This is a genomic window from Tabrizicola soli (assembly GCF_015999335.1).
Classification (GTDB): Bacteria; Pseudomonadota; Alphaproteobacteria; order Rhodobacterales; family Rhodobacteraceae; genus Tabrizicola; species Tabrizicola soli.
Window position 1 is genome coordinate 162,075 of sequence record NZ_JAEACP010000011.1, and the last position, 21,275, is coordinate 183,349.

General features: G+C 66.0%; 23 protein-coding genes and 2 pseudogenes. 11 read left to right on the forward strand and 14 right to left on the reverse strand.

The features are described 5' to 3' along the window. Positions 1-46: 46 nt before the first annotated feature. The 6 genes from I7S92_RS12090 (at position 47) to I7S92_RS12115 (ending at position 9,273) form a co-directional block, all read left to right on the forward strand. The gene (locus I7S92_RS12090; protein ID WP_197644495.1) at positions 47-1,555 is read left to right on the forward strand and encodes a multicopper oxidase family protein; all 1,509 of its coding nucleotides are present in this window, start codon (positions 47-49) and stop codon (positions 1,553-1,555) included. 245 nt (positions 1,556-1,800) lie between these two features. Beyond that, positions 1,801-2,856 carry a type II glyceraldehyde-3-phosphate dehydrogenase gene (locus tag I7S92_RS12095; protein ID WP_197644498.1) on the forward strand — a complete coding sequence of 352 codons (1,056 nt, stop codon included), beginning with the start codon at positions 1,801-1,803 and terminating at the stop codon, positions 2,854-2,856. Positions 2,857-3,069: 213 nt separating this feature from the next. Further along, positions 3,070-5,184 (forward strand): heavy metal translocating P-type ATPase, encoded by a 2,115-nt coding sequence (locus I7S92_RS12100; RefSeq protein WP_197644501.1) that lies wholly within the window; start codon positions 3,070-3,072, stop codon positions 5,182-5,184. Continuing rightward, positions 5,181-6,215, forward strand: coding sequence for a ribose-phosphate pyrophosphokinase (locus tag I7S92_RS12105; RefSeq protein WP_242070185.1), 1,035 nt, complete (start codon positions 5,181-5,183; stop codon positions 6,213-6,215). The genes I7S92_RS12100 and I7S92_RS12105 overlap by 4 nt, the downstream gene beginning before the upstream one ends. 33 nt (positions 6,216-6,248) lie before the next feature. Next, positions 6,249-8,618, forward strand: a complete 2,370-nt coding sequence (locus tag I7S92_RS12110; protein WP_197644504.1) for a phosphoketolase family protein — start codon at positions 6,249-6,251, stop codon at positions 8,616-8,618. Between the two features lie 7 nt (positions 8,619-8,625). Continuing rightward, the gene (locus I7S92_RS12115; RefSeq protein ID WP_197644507.1) at positions 8,626-9,273 is read left to right on the forward strand and encodes an MBL fold metallo-hydrolase; all 648 of its coding nucleotides are present in this window, start codon (positions 8,626-8,628) and stop codon (positions 9,271-9,273) included. A gap of 355 nt (positions 9,274-9,628) precedes the next feature. Here I7S92_RS12115 and I7S92_RS12120 read toward each other — a convergent pair. Further along, positions 9,629-10,177 (reverse strand): annotated as a pseudogene (locus tag I7S92_RS12120) (phage tail tape measure protein); the annotation flags it as partial. Positions 10,178-10,247: 70 nt separating this feature from the next. Here I7S92_RS12120 and I7S92_RS12125 point away from each other — a divergent pair. Together I7S92_RS12125 and I7S92_RS12130 are read left to right on the forward strand one after the other, a co-directional pair. Then, positions 10,248-10,460 (forward strand): AbrB/MazE/SpoVT family DNA-binding domain-containing protein, encoded by a 213-nt coding sequence (locus tag I7S92_RS12125; protein ID WP_242070186.1) that lies wholly within the window; start codon positions 10,248-10,250, stop codon positions 10,458-10,460. Then, positions 10,460-10,840 (forward strand): type II toxin-antitoxin system VapC family toxin, encoded by a 381-nt coding sequence (locus tag I7S92_RS12130; protein ID WP_197644513.1) that lies wholly within the window; start codon positions 10,460-10,462, stop codon positions 10,838-10,840. Before I7S92_RS12125 ends, I7S92_RS12130 begins: the two co-directional genes overlap by 1 nt. Here the strand turns inward: I7S92_RS12130 and I7S92_RS23185 are convergent. From I7S92_RS23185 to I7S92_RS12155, 5 genes are all read right to left on the reverse strand, one after another. Next, positions 10,830-11,003, reverse strand: coding sequence for a DUF7697 family protein (locus tag I7S92_RS23185; RefSeq protein WP_264224550.1), 174 nt, complete (start codon positions 11,001-11,003; stop codon positions 10,830-10,832). The genes I7S92_RS12130 and I7S92_RS23185 overlap by 11 nt on opposite strands. A 68-nt stretch (positions 11,004-11,071) precedes the next feature. Then, positions 11,072-11,509 (reverse strand): hypothetical protein, encoded by a 438-nt coding sequence (locus I7S92_RS12140; protein WP_197644516.1) that lies wholly within the window; start codon positions 11,507-11,509, stop codon positions 11,072-11,074. Then, positions 11,509-12,450: a phage tail tube protein gene (locus I7S92_RS12145; RefSeq protein ID WP_197644520.1), complete on the reverse strand. Its 942-nt coding sequence runs from the start codon at positions 12,448-12,450 to the stop codon at positions 11,509-11,511. Before I7S92_RS12145 ends, I7S92_RS12140 begins: the two co-directional genes overlap by 1 nt. Positions 12,451-12,474: 24 nt before the next feature. Continuing rightward, positions 12,475-12,891, reverse strand: a complete 417-nt coding sequence (locus tag I7S92_RS12150; RefSeq protein WP_197644523.1) for an acyl-CoA transferase — start codon at positions 12,889-12,891, stop codon at positions 12,475-12,477. Next, positions 12,888-13,313 carry a MerR family transcriptional regulator gene (locus I7S92_RS12155; RefSeq protein WP_165054027.1) on the reverse strand — a complete coding sequence of 142 codons (426 nt, stop codon included), beginning with the start codon at positions 13,311-13,313 and terminating at the stop codon, positions 12,888-12,890. The genes I7S92_RS12150 and I7S92_RS12155 overlap by 4 nt, the downstream gene beginning before the upstream one ends. Positions 13,314-13,544: 231 nt before the next feature. On the opposite strand from I7S92_RS12155, the gene merA reads away from it, so the two are divergent. Beyond that, on the forward strand, positions 13,545-14,966 hold the full coding sequence (gene merA, locus I7S92_RS12160) for a mercury(II) reductase (RefSeq protein WP_165054030.1): 1,422 nt from the start codon (positions 13,545-13,547) through the stop codon (positions 14,964-14,966). 267 nt (positions 14,967-15,233) lie between these two features. Here the strand turns inward: merA and I7S92_RS12165 are convergent, their stop codons facing one another. The 3 genes from I7S92_RS12165 to I7S92_RS12175 form a co-directional block, all read right to left on the reverse strand. After that, positions 15,234-15,884, reverse strand: a complete 651-nt coding sequence (locus I7S92_RS12165; RefSeq protein WP_197644526.1) for a DUF924 family protein — start codon at positions 15,882-15,884, stop codon at positions 15,234-15,236. Next, on the reverse strand, positions 15,881-16,609 hold the full coding sequence (locus tag I7S92_RS12170) for a P-type ATPase actuator domain-containing protein (protein ID WP_242070187.1): 729 nt from the start codon (positions 16,607-16,609) through the stop codon (positions 15,881-15,883). Before I7S92_RS12170 ends, I7S92_RS12165 begins: the two co-directional genes overlap by 4 nt. A gap of 63 nt (positions 16,610-16,672) precedes the next feature. After that, complete coding sequence (locus tag I7S92_RS12175) at positions 16,673-16,891, reverse strand: heavy-metal-associated domain-containing protein (RefSeq protein ID WP_197644528.1); 219 nt, start codon at positions 16,889-16,891, stop codon at positions 16,673-16,675. A 108-nt stretch (positions 16,892-16,999) separates the two neighbouring features. Between I7S92_RS12175 and I7S92_RS12180 the strand changes: the two genes are divergently transcribed. Further along, positions 17,000-17,917: a LysR family transcriptional regulator gene (locus tag I7S92_RS12180; RefSeq protein ID WP_197644530.1), complete on the forward strand. Its 918-nt coding sequence runs from the start codon at positions 17,000-17,002 to the stop codon at positions 17,915-17,917. Between the two features lie 202 nt (positions 17,918-18,119). After that, positions 18,120-18,308, forward strand: coding sequence for a hypothetical protein (locus I7S92_RS23485; protein WP_354001332.1), 189 nt, complete (start codon positions 18,120-18,122; stop codon positions 18,306-18,308). A 240-nt stretch (positions 18,309-18,548) separates the two neighbouring features. On the opposite strand, the gene I7S92_RS12185 is transcribed toward I7S92_RS23485, so the two are convergent. The 5 genes and pseudogenes from I7S92_RS12185 to I7S92_RS12205 all read right to left on the reverse strand — a co-directional run. After that, on the reverse strand, positions 18,549-18,716 hold the full coding sequence (locus I7S92_RS12185) for a Pam3-gp28 family putative phage holin (protein WP_197644531.1): 168 nt from the start codon (positions 18,714-18,716) through the stop codon (positions 18,549-18,551). A gap of 14 nt (positions 18,717-18,730) precedes the next feature. After that, entirely contained in the window at positions 18,731-19,384 is a 654-nt protein-coding gene (locus I7S92_RS12190) for an NlpC/P60 family protein (protein ID WP_197644532.1), read from the reverse strand. Between the two features lie 133 nt (positions 19,385-19,517). Continuing rightward, positions 19,518-19,979, reverse strand: coding sequence for a hypothetical protein (locus I7S92_RS12195; protein WP_197644533.1), 462 nt, complete (start codon positions 19,977-19,979; stop codon positions 19,518-19,520). A 3-nt stretch (positions 19,980-19,982) separates the two neighbouring features. Continuing rightward, a complete protein-coding gene (locus I7S92_RS12200; RefSeq protein WP_197644534.1) occupies positions 19,983-20,861 on the reverse strand; it encodes a hypothetical protein in 879 nt (292 codons plus the stop codon). After that, positions 20,861-21,275: pseudogene (locus tag I7S92_RS12205) on the reverse strand (phage tail protein); the annotation flags it as partial. The gene I7S92_RS12200 and the pseudogene I7S92_RS12205, both read right to left, overlap by 1 nt.

Consider the following 21,275-nt stretch of genomic DNA (forward strand, 5'->3'; position numbering starts at 1 on the left):
CCTGTCGGTTTTGATGAACGGGACAGGCTGTCCCGAGGAGACGACCATGAATACCCTTTCAAGACGCGGCTTTCTTGCCGCTGGCGCAGCCGTGCTGGCCCATGCGCATCTGCCCCGCATCGCGGCAGCGCAGGGCTTGGCCCCGCTGTCGCTGCACGCCGCCACCCGGACGCTGGACATCGACGGCCGCGCTGCCACGGTCTGGGGTCTTGCCGGGCCGACCGGACAGGGCCTGACACTCGATCCCGGCGCGCGGTTCCGGGTGGATCTGCGTAACGATCTCGATGTCGACACGCTGATCCACTGGCACGGCCAGATCCCCCCCAACGCACAGGATGGCGTGCCCGACATGCCTCTGCCGATGCTCACCCCCGGCGAGACACGCGCCTATGACTTCGCGCCGCTTCCCGGCACCTATTGGATGCACGCGCATGTGCCGCTGCACGAGATGCGCCTCCTGGCGGCACCGCTGATCGTGCGCAGCGCCGAGGATGTCGCCGCTGACCGGCAGGAGGTGGTGCTGTTCCTGCACGATTTCTCGTTCAAGGCGCCCGAGGAGGTGATGGCCGAGATCACGGCCGGCCACGGGGCCGCGGGTGGGCACGGAGGCGATCAAGGCGCGAGCATGGGCGGCATGGCAGACATGGACCATGGCGCGATGGGAAACATGCCGATGGCTGGCATGGATCACGGCGCCATGGGCGGCATGATGGGGATGGGGGCCATGGACGGCATGGCGATGGACCTCAACGACTATGACTGGGACGCCTATCTTGCCAACGACCGCACGCTTTCGGATCCCGAGGTGGTGCAGGTCGAGCGCGGCGGGCGCATCCGGCTGCGGGTGATTAACGCCGCCGCCGCGACGGTGTTCTGGATCGACACCGGGGCCGCGCCAGCGCGATTGGTGGCGGTTGATGGTCATGCCGTCGCACCACTATCCGAAACGCGGTTCGGTCTGGCTATGGGCCAGCGACTCGATCTCGAGATCGACCTGCCGCAGGAGGGCGGCGCTTGGCCGATCCTCGCGCTGCGAGAGGGCGCGCGCGAGCGCACCGGCCTGATTCTTGCCACGCAGGGCGCCGAAATCCGGCGCATTGATGGCGTGGCGGAAAGCGAAGCACCCGCCTTCGACACCGACCTTGCGCAGGAGTCGCGACTGACCGCCGTCGACACCTTGCCGGATCGGCCGGTGGACCGCAGCCACATTGTGATGCTGGGCGGTTCGATGCAGCCCTATGTGTGGACGATCAACGGTGCCGTCTGGGGCCAGCATCGCGCGCTTGCCGCACGCAGCGGCGAGCGGGTCGTGCTGTCCTTCCACAACATGTCGATGATGGGCCACCCGATGCATCTGCACGGACATGTGTTCCAAGTCGTCGGGTTGAACGGACGCGCGGTCCGGGGCGCGCTGCGCGACACGGTGTACGTGCCGCCGATGTCGATGGTCGATATCGCGCTCGACGCCGGCGAGGCCGCGCGCTGGATGCTGCATTGCCACCACATGCCGCATCTTGAGACCGGCATGATGACCGAGTTCACGGTCAGCGCATAAATCAGAGGATGGCAGAGGACGCCGGATGCCGGCGTCTTCCCATGGCAACAAGGAGGCACAAGCATGGTGATGTCGCAAAGCGATCATGCCGGTCACATGCCCACGAGCGACGGTCGCAAGGCGCTATGCATCAACGCGAAGCCGCTCGAACGCGACGCAAGGATAACGCAGCCACTCGGGCTGTCGATGAGGAGATATCCGCGAAGCCAGTCGCTGCGAACCTGCAGAGCAAAGGAGTGAAGATCATGGCCGAGCAAGCTAGAACGCGTGTCGCTGTCAACGGCTACGGAGTGATTGGCAAGCGGGTCGTCGATGCTATTGCTCTCCAAGACGATATGGAGCTGGTCGGCATCGCCGACGTTGCATTCGATTGGCGCATTCAAGTGGCGGCGCGCAAGGGCTATGCCATCTTCGCCGCTACGGAAGAACGGCTTGAGCCGATGCGCAAGGCGGGGCTCGACGTCGCGGGTGCCCTTGGCGATTTACTTGGAACCGCCGACGTGGTCGTCGACTGCACGCCGAAAAACGTCGCCGCGAAGAATGTCACAATCTACCGGAAGAAGAACGTGAAGTTCATCCTCCAGGGCGGCGAGAAGCACGAGGTCACCGGCCATTCCTTCGTCGCTGACGCCAACTACGAGAGTGCGATCGGCCGGGACTCCACTCGCGTCGTCTCGTGCAACACGACGTCGACGGTCCGCACGCTGACGGCGCTCAAGCACGCCGGGCTGCTCCGGAAGGCCCGCGGGACTTTGCTGCGGCGCGCCACTGACCCATGGGAAAGCCATCTCGGCGGCATCATGAACACACTGGTGCCCGAACCCGAAATCCCAAGCCATCAAGGACCTGACGCGCAGAGCGTCGACCCCGAGCTGGACGTCCTGACGATGGCGGTGAAGGTGCCGCAAACGCTGGCGCATCTGCACTACTGGACTGTGCAGCTGACCGGCGCCGCGAGCAAAGACGAAGTACTCAACGCGTTCCGCGCCTCGTCGCGGATCGCACTCGTCGAGATTGGCGACGGCCTCTCGGCGATTAACGCCGTCAAGGAAATGATGGCCGACCTCGGGCGCCCCCACGATAATCTCTACGAGGTGGCGCTCTGGGCCGACATGCTGAAGGTCGAGGGCGACGAGCTCTTCTACGCCTACATGGTCGACAACCAGGCGATCGTGATCCCCGACACGATCGACGCCATCCGCGCCCTGACCGGCCGGGAACGCGATGCAAAGCGCTCGATCGCCGCGACGGACCGCTCACTCGGCGTCGGCGCGATCACCGATGCCCTTGGGCGAGGCTGACCGATGTCCGCCCTAGACCCATTCCTGTCGCGGACGCGCATCGCGTTCACGATGAGATGGTTTCTAGCGGAAAGCACCTGTTTGATGGCCTCGGATCGCTCGGCGCAATACAGCCCGGTTGCTCGCCGCCTATCCCAAGTACAGCATCACACCGATACGCAAGAGCAACGCTATCTCGCGGCTCTGCCGCACAAGTAACGATAGGGACAACTGATGAGTTCTCCACACTCCCACCATCATGGCCATCAGAACCATCAGGCGGATGCGAGCGTGCATCATGATGGAGAAGGCCCACGCGGTGACTCGCAAATTCTAGCCGCCGCCGGCTCCAGCCATTCCGAGCATGCCGGCCACGCCGGACATGATCATGGTGAGATGGTCGCCGACTACCGGCGCCGCTTCTGGCTGGTTCTGTTACTGACGCCGCCGATCTTGTTGCTTTCGCCGATGATCCAGCATTGGCTTGGCATCGCAGAGACTCTGGCGTTCCCCGGCGACCGCTACGTCATCTTCGTGCTCTCAACAATTGCGTACCTTTATGGCGGATGGCCGTTTCTGACGGGCTTTACCTCCGAGCTGCGCAAAAGGCAGCCCGGCATGATGACCCTGATCGCGCTGGCGATCTCGGCCGCCTATTTCTTCTCGGTCGCCGTAACGTTCGGCTTTCCGGGCGAAGAACTTTACTGGGAACTGGTGACCCTCATCGCGATCATGCTGCTCGGTCACTGGATCGAGATGCGTTCGATCATGGGAGCATCGCGCGCGCTTGAGGAACTCGTGCGGCTCCTTCCGGATTCGGCCACCCGGATAAGGCCCGACGGATCCGCGGAGGAGGTGCCAATCTCAACCCTCCAGCCCGGTGACAAGGTCATCGTACGGCCCGGTGCAAAGGTTCCGGTGGACGGCGAGATCATCGAGGGCTCGTCCGGTTTCAACGAGGCCATGCTCACCGGCGAATCGCGGCCAGTAACCAAGGGGGTCGGCGCCGCCGCCATCGGCGGCGCCATAAACGGGGCCAGCGCCGTGACCATAAAGGTAACGGCGACAGGCGACGCCACCTACCTGTCGCAGGTCATCGAACTCGTAAAGAAGGCGCAGGCGACGCGATCGCGGACTCAGGACGTCGCCAACCGTGCGGCCGCCTGGCTGACCTACATAGCACTCATCGTGGGCTTCGGCACGCTGTTCGTCTGGTGGCTTTTCCTCGACGCGCCCCTCGAGTTTGCCATCGAGCGCATGGTGACGGTCATGGTCGTTGCCTGCCCCCACGCCCTCGGTCTCGCTGTCCCGCTGGTCGTCGCGGTCAGCACGTCGCTGTCGGCCGGCAACGGGCTGCTGATCCGCGACCGCGCAGCCTTTGAGCGGGCGCGCAACCTCAACGCGGTCGTGTTCGACAAGACCGGCACATTAACCGAGGGTCGTTTCGGTATCAGCGATATCGTATTGCTTGCCGAGGGTGACGAAAACGAGGAACTCAGCTTCGCTGCGGCCGCCGAGAGCCAGTCCGAGCATCCCATCGCCCACGGCATCGTGGCCGAGGCGAAGGAACGAAGCCTGGTCATTCCCAGTGCAACTGACGTTAGCAACATCACCGGCGAAGGCATCGTGGCCAAGGTGGACGGCCAGGATGTGCGTATCGTCAGCCCTGGCCACCTGGCACGACAGGGCAATGCTATCGCCCATAACAGCCTCAAGCGACTGGAAGGACAGGGCAAGACAGTCGTCGTTCTCGTCCGCGACGGCGAGCCGCGGGCACTCTTTGCGCTGGCTGATATCGTTCGTCCGGAATCGAAGGAGGCCATTGCAGAACTCAAGTCCCTCGGGATCAGCTCGATGATGCTCACCGGTGACGCCGAGGGCGTTGCAAAAACGGTCTCGGATGAACTCGGAATCACCGAATACTTCGCCGAAGTGCTGCCTGATCAGAAATCGCAAAAGATCGAGGAACTCCAAGCACGAGGGCTCTCCGTGGCCATGGTCGGCGACGGGGTGAATGACGCGCCTGCGCTCGTGATGGCCGATCTCGGGATCGCCATCGGCGCGGGCACCGATGTTGCCGTCGAATCGGCCGACGTGGTTCTCGTGCGCAGCGACCCGAGCGACGTCGGCGCGATCCTTGGTCTCTCGCGCGCCACTTACCGCAAGATGGTCCAGAACCTCGTCTGGGCGACCGGGTATAATGCGATCGCCATCCCGATGGCAGCCGGCATTACCTTCGGGACCGGCTTCATGATGACCCCTGCTGTTGCGGCTGTCTTCATGTCGGCCAGCACCATCATCGTGGCCATCAACGCCCAGTTCCTGCGCTCCTACAGGAGGCACAAATGACGACCAGAAGCGAATCCTTGGAAGCTCGTGCCATGCGACTGATCCTTCCCTTGCCGGGTAACGAAACGTTCGCGCGCCGTCTCGCTGACGAAGGAGGATGGGAATTGGGTGCGCTGGAAACGCGGCGTTTTCCTGATGGCGAGACTTACGTCCGCCTTCTCTCGGAGGTGAAAAATAAGGTAGTCGACTTGGTTTGCACGCTAGCGCGTCCCGACGATGGTTTTCTACGGTTGATCTTCGCGGCGGATGCAGCCCGGGACTTGGGGGCCAGTCAGGTGAACCTGATCGCCCCCTACCTCTCCTACATGCGGCAGGATCGCCGCTTCCAACGGGGAGAGGCGGTCACCTCCAAGAGCTTCGCGCGGCTTGTCTCGGCCAGCTTCGACCGGTTGGTGACCGTAGATCCGCATCTCCATCGCTATGCGGCGTTGTCGCCTCTCTACACGATCCCGACAGATACACTGCATGCCGCGCCGCAGCTGGCGCACTGGATCGCCGCAGAAGTCGACAAGCCCCTGATCATAGGTCCTGACGAGGAAAGCGACCAATGGGTCTCGGCCATCGCGGCACGTATCGGTGCTCCGCACGCCGTGCTTCGCAAGGTGCGCCATGGCGACCGCAATGTTGAAGTTAAGCTGCCGGACCTTTCCGAGTGGCGCGGGCTCCAGCCGGTGCTCGCCGACGATATAGCATCGTCGGGGCATACGCTGATTGAGGCTGCCCGCCAGCTTCCGCTGCAGGGCTTCGTTCGGCCCGTGGTTGCCGTGGTGCATGGGATATTCGCCGACAATTCCTTTGAGCGCCTCGCTGCTCTTTGTGACCGCATCGTCTCGACCGACTCCGTGCCCCACGAAAGCAATGCCGTCCGGCTCGCCTCCCTGGTCGCCAAGGCAGTTGCCGCTGCGCCCGACGATGAGGGCGATCTCATCAGGCATCGGCGTCCGCCGGAACCAATAGACGAAGTGGAACAGGCGGGTTTGGACTCCTTTCCGGCGAGCGATCCGCCATCCTGGACCGGGGGCGTTACCTGACAACGAGAGCAATTTGGTGAAAGCGGTGACGACATGAACGAGTTCACAACGGCGACCTCAGAAGCATGGCGGCAGGGATATGGCCTGATCAGCCACAACGATGAGACGATTGAACGCGTAGCTTTGCTGGCGGCGTCCGGCCTGATCGAACAGGAGGCCCTCTATCGTATCCTTGCCGCAGCGGACCGGCTGACTTCCGCCGCAATGTGGACAGTTGTCCACATGACCTATGCCCAACGTGTCGACCTTTCGGGCGCGCCGCTGCCTGCCGAGGCGTTCAAGCCGACGCCCGAGGGCCACACCGGCGGCTCGCTCAACATGGTGCCCGCTTTCGTCGGCTATCTCGCGGCCAACGCGATCACCGCGAAAACCCGTTCATGGATGATGGGGCAAGGCCATTCTGTCGCTGCGATCGAAGCGATAAATGCGCTGACGGGGGACGTTTCTCCTGCACAGAGGGGCCGCTACGATAGCAGCGAGAGAGGACTTTCGCAGCTAGCGGCCGATTTCTATTCCTATGCCATCGACGCCGACGGCGCTGCCGCGGTCCCGCTCGGCAGCCATGCCGGGCCGAACACCGCTGGCGCCATCTCGGAGGGCGGCTATCTCGGCTTCGCCGAAGTCCAGTACGCCCATGCGCCGCTGCCGGGCGAAAGCCTCGTCGCCTTCCTGAGCGACGGGGCCTTCGAAGAGCAGCGCGGCTCGGACTGGACGCCCCGGTGGTGGCGCGCTGAAGATTCTGGCCTCCCAATTCCAGTCATGATCCTCAACGGCCGGCGCATCGAGGAACGTGCCCAAATCGCGCAGCAGGGCGGTGCGGACTGGCTCGTCGACCACCTGAAGCTGAACGGTTTCGATCCCTTCATCATCGATGGCCGTGATCCCGCAGCCTTCGCCTGTGCGATCATTGAGGCTGAAAGGCGACTTGAACGCTTCGCAGCCGATCCTGGCCGCACCTATCCGGCTCCCGTTCCCTATGTCATTGCCGAGTCGGTCAAAGGCTTCGGCTTTCCAGGCGCCGACACCAACGCGGCGCACAATCTACCGCTCGGCGGCAATCCCTCTCAGGACCAGCCGGCGAGAGACGCCTTCAACGAGGCGGCGCAAACGCTGTTCGTTCCCGCCGGGGAGATCGAGAGCGCCGTCGCTGAAATCGCCGTTTACGGCAAGCAGGGACGGGAGCCGGAAAGCCGGCATGCGCTCGCGCTGCGCAACCCGGCCGCACCTGACCTGCCCGAGCCGGACTGGACGGTCGCCGGCGATCCGCCCGATTGCGCGATGCATGCGCTCGACCGCTGGTTCGCCCGCGTCGTGGACGCCAACCCTGCGCTCCGCCCGCGTGTGGGCAATCCCGACGAGTTACGCTCCAACCACATGGGAGCCACGCTCGACCGGCTGCGCCATCGCGTGAATACCACTGAGCCCGGCGTTGCCGACGCGATCGACGGTGCAGTCATCACCGCGCTCAATGAGGAAGCGGTCGCGGGCGCGGCGCTGGCCAACAAGGGCGGGATCAATCTGATCGTCAGCTACGAAGCCTTCGCCATGAAGATGCTTGGTGGTGTGCGGCAGGAGATCGTCTTTTCCCGGCGGCAGCGGGAGGCCGGCCAGGAGCCGCGCTGGATTTCGGTTCCCCTGGTCGTCACTTCCCATACCTGGGAGAACGCGAAGAACGAACAGTCACATCAGGACCCGACCATTGGCGAGGCGCTGCTGGGCGAGATGTCCGACACCTCGCGGGTGCTTTTCCCGGTGGATGCGAACAGCGCCATGGCTGCGCTCCGATCCATCTACGAGGGTCGCGGTCAGGTGGGGTGCCTGATCGTCTCCAAGCGCGACATGCCGCACCGCTTCGATGCCGAGGCCGTCGAGCGTTTCGTAACCGACGGTGCCGCCCATGTGCAGGGCGAGACGGAAGGAGCCGAGCTCCAAATCGTGGCGATCGGCGCCTATCAGCTTGAGGAGGCCCTCAAGGCGGCCTATCGGCTCCGGAGCCATGGTCGCCATGTGCTAGTGACCGCGGTCTCCGAGCCGGGTCGCTTCCGCATGCCCCGTGATCCCATCGAGGCCGCTTTCACAGCGAGCGACGAGAACCTGGCTGCCCTGTTTCCGCCGGGCATTCCCCGCCTGATCGTTTCCCATACGCGACCGGAACCCATGCTCGGCCTGCTCCGGCGAGTGGACTCCGGCCCGCGGACGACGGCCGCCCGCGGCTACATCAGCCGGGGCGGCACACTGGACGTGCCAGGGATGCTGTTTGCCAATCGCTGCACCTGGGCGCATCTGATCGACGCTGCTGTTCCTCTCACTGGGTGGAGCAGGGATGACCTTCTTGCTCCCGATGAACGGGACGCCGTGGAAGGCCGCGGAAATCCCGCTGACATCGCTGCATTCAACATCTGAGGCAATCATGCTGACGCTAACCTCTCTCGGCGGCGCAAGCACCGTCACCGGCTCCAAACACCTCCTTACCAACGGCGACAAGCGCATCCTGATCGATTGCGGCCTTTTCCAGGGGCTCAAGAACCTGCGCGAGTTGAACTGGGCGCCGCTGCCAGTGCCGCCGTCCAGCATTGATGCCGTGGTGCTCACCCATGCCCACCTCGACCATTCGGGCTATCTCCCGCGACTGGTGCGCGATGGATTCAGGGGTCGGATCTACGCCACCGCGGCGACACGAGACGTGGCGGAGTTGATCCTCAAGGACAGCGGCTTTCTCAACGAAAAGGATGCCGAATACGCCAATCGGAAGGGCTTCTCCAAGCACAAGCCGGCTTTACCGCTTTACGGCGTGCGCGATGCGGAACGCGCCATGGCAATGTTCACCATTGTGCCGTTCCAAGACGCCTTTGAGCTTCCAGGCGGTGCGACCCTGACGTTCCGCTATGCGGGTCACATTTTGGGTGCGGCTAGCGCCGACATCGAATGGGGCGGTCGCCGTATTGCGTTTTCTGGTGACCTTGGGCGCTACGGCGACCCTTTGGAGCCTTTTGCTTCTGGGGCTTGCACTCCTCGTAGTTGCCGCATTGATCAAGTACGTATTCTTCCGCTGACGTAGCGCTTCGATCGAGCTGAGGGGCGCTACTGCGGCGTTTGCTGCTGCCCTCGCAGAAGCCGCGAGCCGATCTGCCTCTGCGCTCGCCTCCGCAGCCGCGCCAGCCGTTTCGTAGAAGGCAGACCCGGCGCTAACCGCCGCTCCATAGACGCCAAGCATGGTGGACTCCATGCCTGGAATGCCGTCGAGGCCGCGCGCCACGGCGTGCAGGAAGTCCGCCCACGTCTTCTGGATCTTTTGGAGCGCTGAAAGCCAGCCCGCGCGAATGGAAGCCCACACGGATTGGAGGGAGAGCGAAAGCGACTCTCCGCCCAGCTTGATCCGGTCCCAGACCTCCGAGGCGACATCGCCAAGCAAGGCCATCGCATTGGCCCGCGACAGCCGCGCGCTCTGCGGCAGGCACGAAGTTCTCGATGGCGGCGTTGATCGCACCCACGCGCTGGTCCAGCGGCAGCGCGATCAACTCTGATGCGGAAAGCCCCAGCCGGTCGAACGCGTCGGCAGCGGGACCGGTCCCGGCGGCCGCCTGGCTGAGACGGCGCGTCAGATCCTTGGTGGCCTGCTCGATGCCGGACATCGACACGCCCGCCAACTCGCCCGCCCGCTCCAAGGTCTGGATCGAGGCGACGGTGGTGCCGAGCGACTGCGCGAGCTTGGCCTGCGCATCGACGGTCTGGAGGCCGGAGCGGATCATCGCCACGCCAGCGGCAGCTGCGGCTCCAACTGCGGCGGCGGCCGCGACCCGCACCCGCCGCGAGAAGGCCGCGAGCCGTGCGTTCGCCGCTACCATCTCCCGGCTCAGCCGTCCAAAGCCGCGCGATCCGGCCTCGCCGACGCCTTCCAGTTCGGCGCGCACCTGCCGTCCGCCCACGGCCGCGAGGCGGACGGACACTCGCTTTTCAGCCATTGGTCAGAGTCCTTGCTTTCGCCGCACCGGCGTCTTACGTTTTAGGCATCGATTACATGAGGGTATGACCATGGCCGAGACCGCGACCCTGTCCTCGAAGTTCCAGATCTCGATCCCCAAGGCGATCCGCGCGGCGCAGCACTGGGAGGCCGGGCTGACCTTTGCCTTCATCCCGAAAGGCACGGGCGTCCTGCTGGTGCCTGTGCCCAAGCGGGAGGCGCTGAAGGGGCTCGCGCGCGGCGCGTCCGCCACCGATTATCGCGACCGGACGGATCGGCTCTGATGATCCTCGTCGACACGTCGGCGTGGATCGAATGGCTGATCGGCTCACCAACGGGTGAGAAGATGTCCGGGCAATTGCCCGAACAGGCCGAGTGGCTTGTCCCGACCATGGTCCAGCTCGAGCTGGCGAAATGGCTGACCCGCGAGGTCGGCGAGGACAAGGCGGATCAGGTCATCGCGTTCACGCAGGTCTGCACTGTCGTTCCGCTCGATACCGAGATCGCGCTCGCGGCGGCGGAGGCGTGCCGGGAGCATAAGCTGGCAACCGCCGACGCCATCATCTTCGCAACTGCACGGGCCCAAGGCGCGACGCTTCTGACCTGCGACGCGCATTTCGAGGGGCTGCCCGGCGTCTCGCTGATCGAGAAGATCAAGACCTGACACCGCTGCCGCCATTCGCGGCCAGTTCCTCGTTCAGCTTGGCGACCATCACCGCTTCGAGGACGGGCAGCAGTTCGGCCATGGCGAGCGGCGGCACGCCGAGCGCGTCACCGAGCGCCAGCGCCGCCGACATGTCCCAGCCGATCACAGCGCCGGGCAGCACACGCAGCTGGCCGCCGAGACGGCCGACCAGGTCCCAGACCTGCCAACCCTCCGGCGTTTCCGGACGGTTCAGCCGCGTCGGGCAGTCCGGGCAGGTTTGCGCGCAGGCTTCGCAGTAGCGCTCGCCCCCGCCGAAGGACCATTCGGCGAGGGCGCGGAGGCGTTTTTTTCCTGCTCCAGAAGCAGGCCCTTCGAGACGTAGGTCAGCTGGAACGCCTCGAAGATCGGCCAGATGTCGAGCAGCGCGTCGATGGCCTCCGGGCTCGGGTCGATAGGCTTGCTGTCGGCGTTGCCGATGCCCTCCCAGGCGAGCACCGCCCGCCGCGCCAGCGCCTTGGCGAAGGCGACGGCGCGTTCCTCGTCGGAGGCATTGTCCGGCATGGCCTCGACGGCCGGATCGCTCCGGGTCGCGACCATCAGGGCGGTGGTCAGCGGGCGCAGCTGCACCCGCACGCCCGGGGCAAGGTCGTGCCAGCGGGGCGCGTTGGTCAGGTCGAGCGTGAGCATCAGTACACCTCAATGTCATTGATCAGGGTTGCGGTGCACATCCGGCCAACGACGCTGTCGCGCGCCGCCTGCCAGTCGAAGGTGGCCTGAACGCCCTGCGGCCCCGAGATCTCGATGCGCGGGCGCGGCAGGTAGACGGCGTGCACGGTGAAGGTGAAACTCTCTCCGGAGGGTAGCGAATAACCGAACTCGAGTTCGCAGGCCTCGCCGTTGATGGCCTGCGTCACCAGCGTGCTGTCGGCGAAGCGCACCTCAATGGAGCCGGTCAGTGCCGCGATGGACGGGTCCGCGCCGTCGATGCGACCGTCGTTCCGGATGGTCTCGATCCGGTCGAGGTTGTTCGCGTAGGTGATGTCGGCCGAGACCACATTGCCAAGCGGGGAGCCATTCCGGGTCATCGCGCCGTTGAAATGCCCAAAGCGTTTCAGTTCGAGCGCGGCAGGAGTTCCCGCGCTGGTGGTCGTGCCCACCGTCTCGCCCTGCGCGACCAGCCGCGCCGTCGCGGTCAGCAACCCCGAGCGCTGCATCTGCCAGGTGATCTGGTCGAGGACGCAGCCCGAATACATCGCGTAGCGCGGCACCTCGGGCATGCCCGTCTCGATCGACATCGAGGGCAGCGTCCAGGACCCCGACTGGAACTCGTGGCTGTATGGGGCTTCCGCGCCGGTGGTCGTCGGCGTGCCGAAGGCCGCCTTCAGCCAGAAGCCGAAGGCCTCTGCGTCGAGCGGCAACACGACATCGCCGTCGGCCGTCACCGCGTCCTTGATCGGCGCCAGCGGATCGCGTCCGTAGCCGAGCAGTTCCGAGTTCAGCAGCGGCTGCTCCGCGCCGAGCGAGGTGCTGGCGAAGGGCATGCGGGTGAAGCCGCTGGCGGGCGGCGTTCCATAGGTGGTCTCGAACGCAAGCGCCATCAGCGCCCGCGCCCCCTGGGCTCGTGCCATGTTCGTCTCCTATGATCGGTTGGGTCAGGCCAGCTGGTCGGCCGTGGAATAATGCAGCACCACCGGGATGACGGCAGCCTTCAGGCTGGCCGCGCCCTCGACCGGCAGATCGACCGGGCGCGGCGCTTCCGCCTCGACCCAGTCGCAGAGGCCGCCGAGTGTGCGGTCGATCGAGAGCGCAGCCCCGATGCTGGCGATCAGCGTGTCGAAGTCAGCGTCACGGTCGGTGCCCTGCACGACCGCCTCGATCTCGGCGCGGTGCTGATAGTGGTAGGCGAGCGGCGACAGCGTCACTTCGGGCTCTCCCGGCTCGCCATCGCGCAGGATCAGCAAGCCATTGGTCGGTACGCGCTCGGGCAGGACGTCGCCGCGCAGGGCGGTGGCAGGCAGCGCCGAGAGCCGCGTGTGCAGCGCGGCGAGGATGGTTTCGCGAGGGGTCATGGATTGGCGGACCTGGAAATTGCGTCGAGCACCGGACAGTCCGGAACCTCGGCGCCCGAACACTTGGATGCGGTCTCGGTGAGGACGATTTCGATGCGCCTGAGATCCGCGATCCTCGCGCGGACATCGGCAAGGTGGCGCTCGGTCCGCTCCTTGACCTCTGCGCAAGTTGGCGCGGCACCGTCTTCGAGCCCCATGAATCCGCGGATGTCCTCCATCGAGAACCCGAGTTCGCGCGCGCGCAGGATGAAGCGCAGGCGCGTGGCATGCACAGAGGAGTAGATGCGGTAGCCTGCGCCCGTCCTGGGCGGGTCGGGCAGCAGGCCAGTCTTCTCGTAATAGCGAATCGTCTCGATGTTGCAGTCGGTCGTCCGAGCTAGGTCTCCGCGTGTAAGGCCGCTCTCGCTCTCGTGATCGGTCATCGGCCAGTTTCCCCTTGAGCCTGTAGTTGCTACAGATCTTACACCTCTCATCAATAGCAGACGAGAGGTACGCGACGGGGAGCTTGCAGACGACCGAACGGACAGCCCGACCGCGGATCGCCCGGCCCGAAAGGGATGGCTCGCAGCGGGTGCCTGTTGGGCGCCTTTTACAGGTCTAGGCTGTCTGACGGCGGCAGCGGCGACTGAACACTCGAACGGACGGATGACCTCATGAAAGACGACTGCGCCCCGAAAGACGATTTCGACCTTGCCGTGATCGGTGCCGGCTCGGCCGGGTTCTCGGCCGCGATCACCGCCGCCGAAGGAGGCAAGCGGATTGCCCTGATCGGTCATGGCACCATCGGCGGGACCTGCGTGAACGTGGGCTGCGTGCCGTCCAAGACGATGATCCGTGCCGCCGAGGCTGTCCACGGCGCGCAGTCGGCGCATCGGTTCCCGGGCCTCAGGGGCGAGGCGCAGGTCGCCGACTGGGCGGCGCTGGTCGCGGCCAAGGACGATCTCGTCTCGACGCTGCGCCAGAAGAAATATGCCGACCTGCTGCCGGGCTACGATGGCGTGACTTATCTCGACGAGGGTCCGGCACGTCTGGTCGAAGGCGGCGTCGAAATCGGCGGGCGCAAGATCACAGCCCCCAAGGTCATCGTCGCCACCGGCGGGCGGCCCGCCGTGCCCGACATCCCCGGTATCCTGGACGTCCCGACGCTCGACAGCACGTCGCTCCTGGAGCTGGAGCGGCTGCCCGAGAGCCTGATTCTCCTCGGCGGCGGCTATATCGGCGTGGAACTCGCGCAAATGATGGCGCGGATGAGCACACGCGTCACCATCGTCTGCCGCTCGCGCCTGCTGCCGCGGGCAGAGCCGGAGGTCTCTAGGGCACTCGCCGAGGTCTTGCGTGCCGAAGGTCTCACGATCCTCGACGGCGTGACCTATGACGCCGCGCGGCGCGACGGCGACCGCGCCGTTCTGACGGTAACGGTTGACGGCAACGTACGCGATCTGACCGCGGATCACCTTGTCCTGACCACCGGGCGCGCGCCCAACACCGAAGGGCTGGGTCTGGCCGAAATGGGCATCGAGACCGATCGACGCGGCGCGATCAAGGTTGGCGACGACATGGCCACGACACGCCCCGGCATCTATGCGGCGGGCGATGTGACGGACCGGGACCAGTTCGTCTACATGGCCGCCTATGGCGCCAAGCTCGCGTCCCGCAACGCCGTGCTGGGCGGGGCCGAGCGCTACGACAACGCCGCGATGCCCTGGGTGGTGTTCACCGATCCGCAGGTCGCCGGCGTCGGCCTGACCGAGGCGCAGGCGCGCGCGGCGGGTCATGACGTCAAGACCAGCGTGCTGACCCTCGACAACGTACCCCGCGCGCTCGCCGCCCGCGACACGCGCGGCCTGATCAAGCTGGTCGCGGACCGGGCGACCGACCGCCTGCTGGGCGGCGTGATTATGGCGCCGGAGGGCGCCGACAGTGTCCAGACGCTTGTCCTGGCGTTGAAGTTCGGCATGACGACAAAGGCGCTCGGCGAGACGATCTTCCCCTATCTCACCACGGTCGAGGGCCTGAAGCTCGCCGCGCAGACCTTCGACAAGGATGTCGCGAAGCTGTCGTGCTGCGCGGGGTGACCCTACCGGAACATCGCCGGTGACCACCTCAGCCAGAACTTACACCACGCTCAGGGACAGCATCCACCTCGGTCACGTCCGTCACTGAGGTGTAGAATCTCGATGTAGCGGTTGCTGCCATCGTTATGCGGCCTTGGTGCTGGTGATCATGGGCTGAGGATCTGAAGCGGGCGCGTCGAGACCGTCGGGGAGATTTCAGACCACAATCTCGATGAAGCCATCACCGGAAAGAGCATGCTCGGCTCTGCGCCGGATAGTCTTGCCGGATCAGTCAAGAAGCGCCCGTTGGTGCGGGAATGCGCCTCTCGCGAGCCAGGCAATCTCTGCTGGCGTGGAGACGCGGCCGAGGATGGCGTTGCGGTGGGGATGGCGGCTAAAGGCGGCAATCACCGCGCGCACCTCGCCGGCCTGTGCGACAAGCGAGTGATAGAGCGGTTGCAAGGCTTCGGGCGACCGGGCAGCGACACCCTCACGCAGGGCGATCAGGCGGTCGATGCGCTCCAGATGGTCCGGCCCCTCGGCATGGCCCAGCGGCTGGGTGAAGGCGATCTGGAACCATGGCGCGGGCTGCGCCGCGTAGTGGCCGTTTTCCAGCCCCGCCAGCGCCAGCGTCAGCGCGGCCGGGTCCTGCGCGAAGGCGCGGGGCGTTCCGCGCCAGAGCGAGCGCGGGAACTGGTCAAGGACGACGATCAGCGCCAACCGCCCCTCGGGCGTCACGGCCCAGTGGTCAAGCGCGCCCTCGACCGCCCTTGCCGTCAGATCTGCAAAGCGCGCCGTGATCGCCTCGTCTGCACCGCCATGCAGCCGCCAGCGCCAGTGCTCAGTATGGCGTTCCGGGTCGATACCCGGTGCACTACCCTCGGGGAACCAGAAGGCCAGAACCTCGTGCCATGGTCTTGCGTCATCGTTGTCAATCATCGTGGTTCCTCCGGGTTGAAGCGAAGGCCGGGGGCGCGTTCCTCCTGGGCCTCCTCGACGCGGCGGATGATGCGGGCCAGCGTGGTGTCAGAACCGATGCCCGTGGCGCGGATGCGCAGCACGCCGTTTTCGGCGATGGTGCCGGCATGGACGTGGCTGCCCGGCGCCTTTTCAGCCGGGATCGGCTCGCCGGTGATGGCGGCCTCGGAGACGGCGGCATTGCCCTCGGTCACCTCGCCATCGACAGGGATGCGGCTGCCGGCGCGCACCAGCACCGTCTCGCCGAGGCGCACGGCATTGGCCGCGACCTCGACCGGCTGACCGTCGCGGATGACGGTCGCGACCTCGGGCGCGGCCTTCAGCAAATCGGCCAGCGCGCCACGGGTCTGGCGCAAGGTGCGCGCCTCCAGCCAGGCGCCCAAGCTGAACAGAAAGGTGACAGCGGCGGATTCCCAGTATTCGCCGATGAACAGCGCGCCGATGGCGGCGACCGTCACAAGCAACTCGATCGAGAAATGGCGGATGCGCAGCGCGTGGACCGCCCGCCAGGCAATGTCGGAGCCGGCGACAAAGGCCGCCGTCACCATGGATGCCGCCCAAAGCCCGGGCAGGCCGAACCCGTATAGGGCAATCAGGCCCAGCACGATCAGGGTGCCGCTGATGATCGTCAGCCGTTTCCGGCGGCTGGCGGGCTGGCGAAGGGTCGTCAGGATGGGGGTCAACATGCGGGACCTCTGATTTGAAGGTCCGGCCGCACGCGCACGCACGGCCAGGCTGGAAGGGATGCATCAGAATGCGGTCGGGCGGGCCTCATAGCCGGCGGATTTCACCACCGAGACAAGGGCCGCGACTGGCGCGGATGCGGGATCATGCTCGACCTCGATGCGGCCGGTGTTGAAATGCACCTTGGCGCTGGTCACGCCAGGGGTTGCGGCGAGCGCCTTTTCGATCTTGACGACGCAGGAGGGGCAGGAGAATTCGTCGCTGCGCAGAACGGTCGTGGTCATGGCTGGTTTCCTTCCATTGCCCACCGGCTCGGGCGGTGACTGCTTGCCCTCTCAAGATATGCTGTTCTTTAAGGATCAGCATTGGCGATACCGACAAGGAGTCCTTGCATGAACGCACAGGGGCAGGATTGGGACGATCTGCGACTGTTTCTGGCCGTGGCGCGGACAGGGTCGCTGTCGGGCGCGGCGCGGGTGCTGGGCGTCACCCATTCGACCGTCTTTCGCCGCATCGGCGCCTTCGAGACACGGCTGGGGGTGCGGCTGTTCGACCGGCTGCCCGGCGGCTATGCCCTGACCGCCGCCGGCGAGGAGATGCGCGATTCCGTTACGAGGATCGAGGAGGAGATCGCAGCGCTGGCACTGAAGGTCGCCGGACAGGACCAGCGGCCAGGCGGGACGATCCGCGTCACCACGACCGACCTGCTCGCGGTGGGGCTGCTGCCTCGGCATATCGCCGCATTTCGCGGCAAGTGGCCGCGGATCGAGGTCGAGGTGATCGTCGCCGATACCATGCTTGACTTGACGCGGCGCGAGGCGGATGTGGCCTTGCGCATCGGCAATCCCGGTCAGGAGGCGCTGGTCGGGCGGCGGGTCGGGCGGCTGGCCTTTGCCGTCTATGCCGCGGCAAGCCTGCATGCGCGGGGTCTGGACGATCCGGGTGCAAGCGACTGGATCGGCTACGGTTCCGCGCACGGTCCGCTCAGCCGCAGCCTGACGCACTGGTGGCCCGGCATGCGGCAGGTCTATCGGACGAACTCGATCACCGCCGCCCATGCCGCGGCGCGCGTGGGAATCGGTCTGGCGGCGTTGCCTTGCACGATCGCCGATTGCGACCACGAACTGGTTCGCGCCGCTACGTTTCCCGAAGACTTTATGCTGGATCTCTGGCTTCTGACGCATGAGGATCTGCGCAATACCGTGCGCATCCGCCTATTTCTGGACTTCATGGCCGAAGCACTTGCTGCCGATGCCGATCTGCTGGAAGGGCGCTGCCCCGATTGCAGAGGGAGGGCGGCCGGGATGTGATCTCTCGGCCGGTTGGTCGCATCCGCAGCCCTGCCTCAGTCGAGAGCCTGCCAGCCCGGATGTTCGAAATGCTCGCCATAGGCGTTCAGCGCCTGAACGATGCTGACAGCGCCGGTCTCGATCTCACCTGCCTCCAACGCGGAGATGCCGGTCATCACCTCGCCGAGGACGATGGAAGATCCTGATCGACCGGGGACTCGACGTGTTTCAGCGAGCAGACCTGAACAATGGGTTCGGCCCGGCCAAGAGGCATCAGCGCTTCCGGCAAGTGAAGGTTTTTGAGGTGAACTATCTTCGAGAAGGAGCGGATTACCTGCGATATTGCTTACTTTTCCATGGGTTTGATGAAGCGTTTCTGAGGGTCGCCCCAACCAGATTGACGGGCGGCTAGACTTGAAACCGGCCAGAGAGGCAGGTGCACAATTGTGCCCGTTTCCGCGTGCGACGGACCCAGCCCTTTCGTGCCATGATCCAGGCGCAGCGAATCTCTGCCGCTCTTTGACAGCGTGAACCCTGAACCGGGCCGGGCGATGCCTGCGGTCGAGGCGTCTGGCGCTTCCCGCTTGTGGCTTGCCCAGCCCGGCTCTCACCCAAGGGGCGTCGGCCCAGCGTGCTGGGGTGATCACCCCCCTCACCTCACCCGCTTGTCGGCGACGGACCAGACGGTGGACCCGATGGTGAGGATGGCCCCGATCACCGGTTCCACCTGGGAGGCCTCGATATAGCCCTTGGCGACGAGGGCGGTGCCTGCGACGGTCAGGATCTGGCGGACGAGCGCCAGGATGGCAGGTTTCAGCATGGGGACTCTCCTCATCAAGCTTCGTTGGTGGTGGTTGGAATCCCGCCCGGCTTCATCACCGGCAGAGCCTCGATGCGGGGCGGGACACTCGCGGGCCAGCGCGCGCCGAGGAGGCGGGACTTGGCGATGCGGGCAATGGTGACGGCATCGGACTGGTTGCCGCCAATGACGTGGAAATGCGTGTCGTCCTGACCCATGGCGAAGCCGACATGGCCGCCTGAGCCGCGGGCGAACACCAGGACCGCGCCCGGGATCGGTGGCACCTCCTGCCCGAAGCGGAGCCAGTTCCGCGCCCAGTAGGGATTGCTGCCCAAGGCCCCGAGGAGCGGCTCGTCCGGCAACGCGACCCGGATGCAGGTCTCCATGAAGTCGCCGCACCAGGGGTTCTTCGCCGGATCACCAAGGCTGCGGCCATCGCGTTTCAGCCAGGCCATGAGCCAGGAGCGGTCGCGGACTTCATGGCGGTCGAGGGCGGACATCGCTTCGGCGATCCAGGGCAAAGGTCCGGAGGTCGACGCGGATGCGGCGCGACCCTTGGCGGCCAGAAGGGCTTCGAGGGCGCGTGCGGTGCGTGGCCCCCAGAGACCATCGATGGCGCCGGGAGAATGGCCGAGGCGTTCCAGCGCGCGCTGGAGGTCACGGATCGGTTTGCGCATGTCTGTCGGCATGGGCTCGGTTCCTTTCGCTGGAGGCTGGGCATGCAAAAACCCACCTGCGGAGCGGGCTCGCGGGTCGGTCTGGATTGTCCCCGGGCCGGGTCGCCGAGTGTCGACCTGGCGCTCGCGCCAGGATGCCTGCGGCTCAGACCCCGGCGAAGCCGGTCCAGATCGCGTCGAGCTCTTCCTCGGTCTTGCCGGCAGCCGCGGCGATCATCGCGGTCAGGGGATCGAGCCGGTAGGCCAGCTGGAATGCGGCGAAGGTGACGCGGGCGTCGGTCTGCTCGGGCTCCGGCAGGGCGGCGAAGGTGGGCTCGAGGGCGGCGGGCACGGCGCCGGTGGCGGCCGCGGCCACGGCCTCCTCGGCGGTGATGAGCCCCAGCCGGTGCAGCGCGATGAAGAGCTGGCGGCGGGTGAGCGGCGGGATCGCGGCCCGGGGATCCTCAAAGGGTGGCTCAGGGTCCACGGGTGGGGCGTAGGGCACGATGTCCGGCCGGGCGGAAGCCTCCCCCCAGAGCGGATGCCCGGGCTCGACGATCACGACATGGCCGCTGTCTTCGATGAGGGCGAGGATGGTGCGGTCGGCAGTGCGCCATTCGGCTTGCATGGATCAGATCCCGATCAGAGAGCGCTGGTCCGTGAGGTAACGGACGTTGCGGATGAGTGATTGGCCGGTGGTGTTGACGGTGGTGTTGCCGACATCGGTCGTTCCGCCTGTCGCACCAAGCCGGATGCAGAGCGTCTGACCCGCGGCCAAGGTCACATCGATGCTGCGGGCAGCCCAGGAGGTGCTGGAGGTGGTCCATTCCTGCAAGACCAGCCCGTCCCGGACCACGGCGGCATATTGCGTGGCCGTCGTGCCACCCCGGGCCTGGTCGAAGACCACGCGCAGGGCGCAGTCCCGGGTGGCGGTGATCCCGGTTTCTCCGGCGAGGAAGACATAGCTGGTCCCGTTGCCGGACTTGTCGTGGGAGATGGGCAGGGTGCCGCCGCCGGAGCAATGCTTCAGGACCACGGTGTCGGCGGCGAGCGTCGGCGCCATGGCATCGGGCAGGAGGTTCGAGACCCCGGTCACCAGCGCGGCGATCGCCTCCGCCACCCGAAGGGGCGTCATCAGCGTGGCATTGTCTATCCCCGCCTGGGCCTGCGCCTGGCTTGCAAGCCCCAGCGTGGCCCCGGCGCCAAGGCCGAGCGCCATGCGCTGCGCCGCAACGCTGGCCGCCGCGATCAGCGCGCGACCGGCCTCGGACGTTCCGGCCAGTTCGAACCCGCCCGGGGTGAGGCTGCCGAGCGGGGTCCAGCCGGCGTTCAGCGCATTGCGGATCTTCAGGACCGGGCTGGCGCCGGAGGCATCGACCCAGATCTGCCCGGCCGTCGTGGTGGCGGGCGGTGTGGCCCCGAAGGCGCAGGACTGCAGGGCCGCCAGGATCAGGTTCAGCTCGGCGCGGAACTGCGCCCCGGACTGGTTGGCAAGATTGTAGTCGACCATCAGGATACCTCTTCCGCATGGATGCGGAGCCTCAGGAGGAGCACGTTGTAATCGGGGCTCTCAGACATCAGCCGGGCGCGCAGCTCGACCGCCCGGACCTCGTCTTCCGAGCTGTCGAGCCGGGACCAGTCGGACCAGACGGGCATGCCGGCCGGATCGTCGTCGGTGACACGGGCTTCGACGATCACGTCGATCTCCGCGCCGTCGGTGTCATCGACATCGAGCCAGCTGTCGATCAGCGCCAGCCGGTCATCGATCAGCCCGCCGAGGTTCAGCGCGGCGACATCGATCTCCGAGCGCAGCCGCACGCGGCGCAGGGTCCCGAAGTCCATCCCGGCCGGGAAGGTAAAGCTGCCCTCGCTGCCGATATCCGCAAGCTTCAGCGCCCCGCCATCGACCGCGACATTGACACCG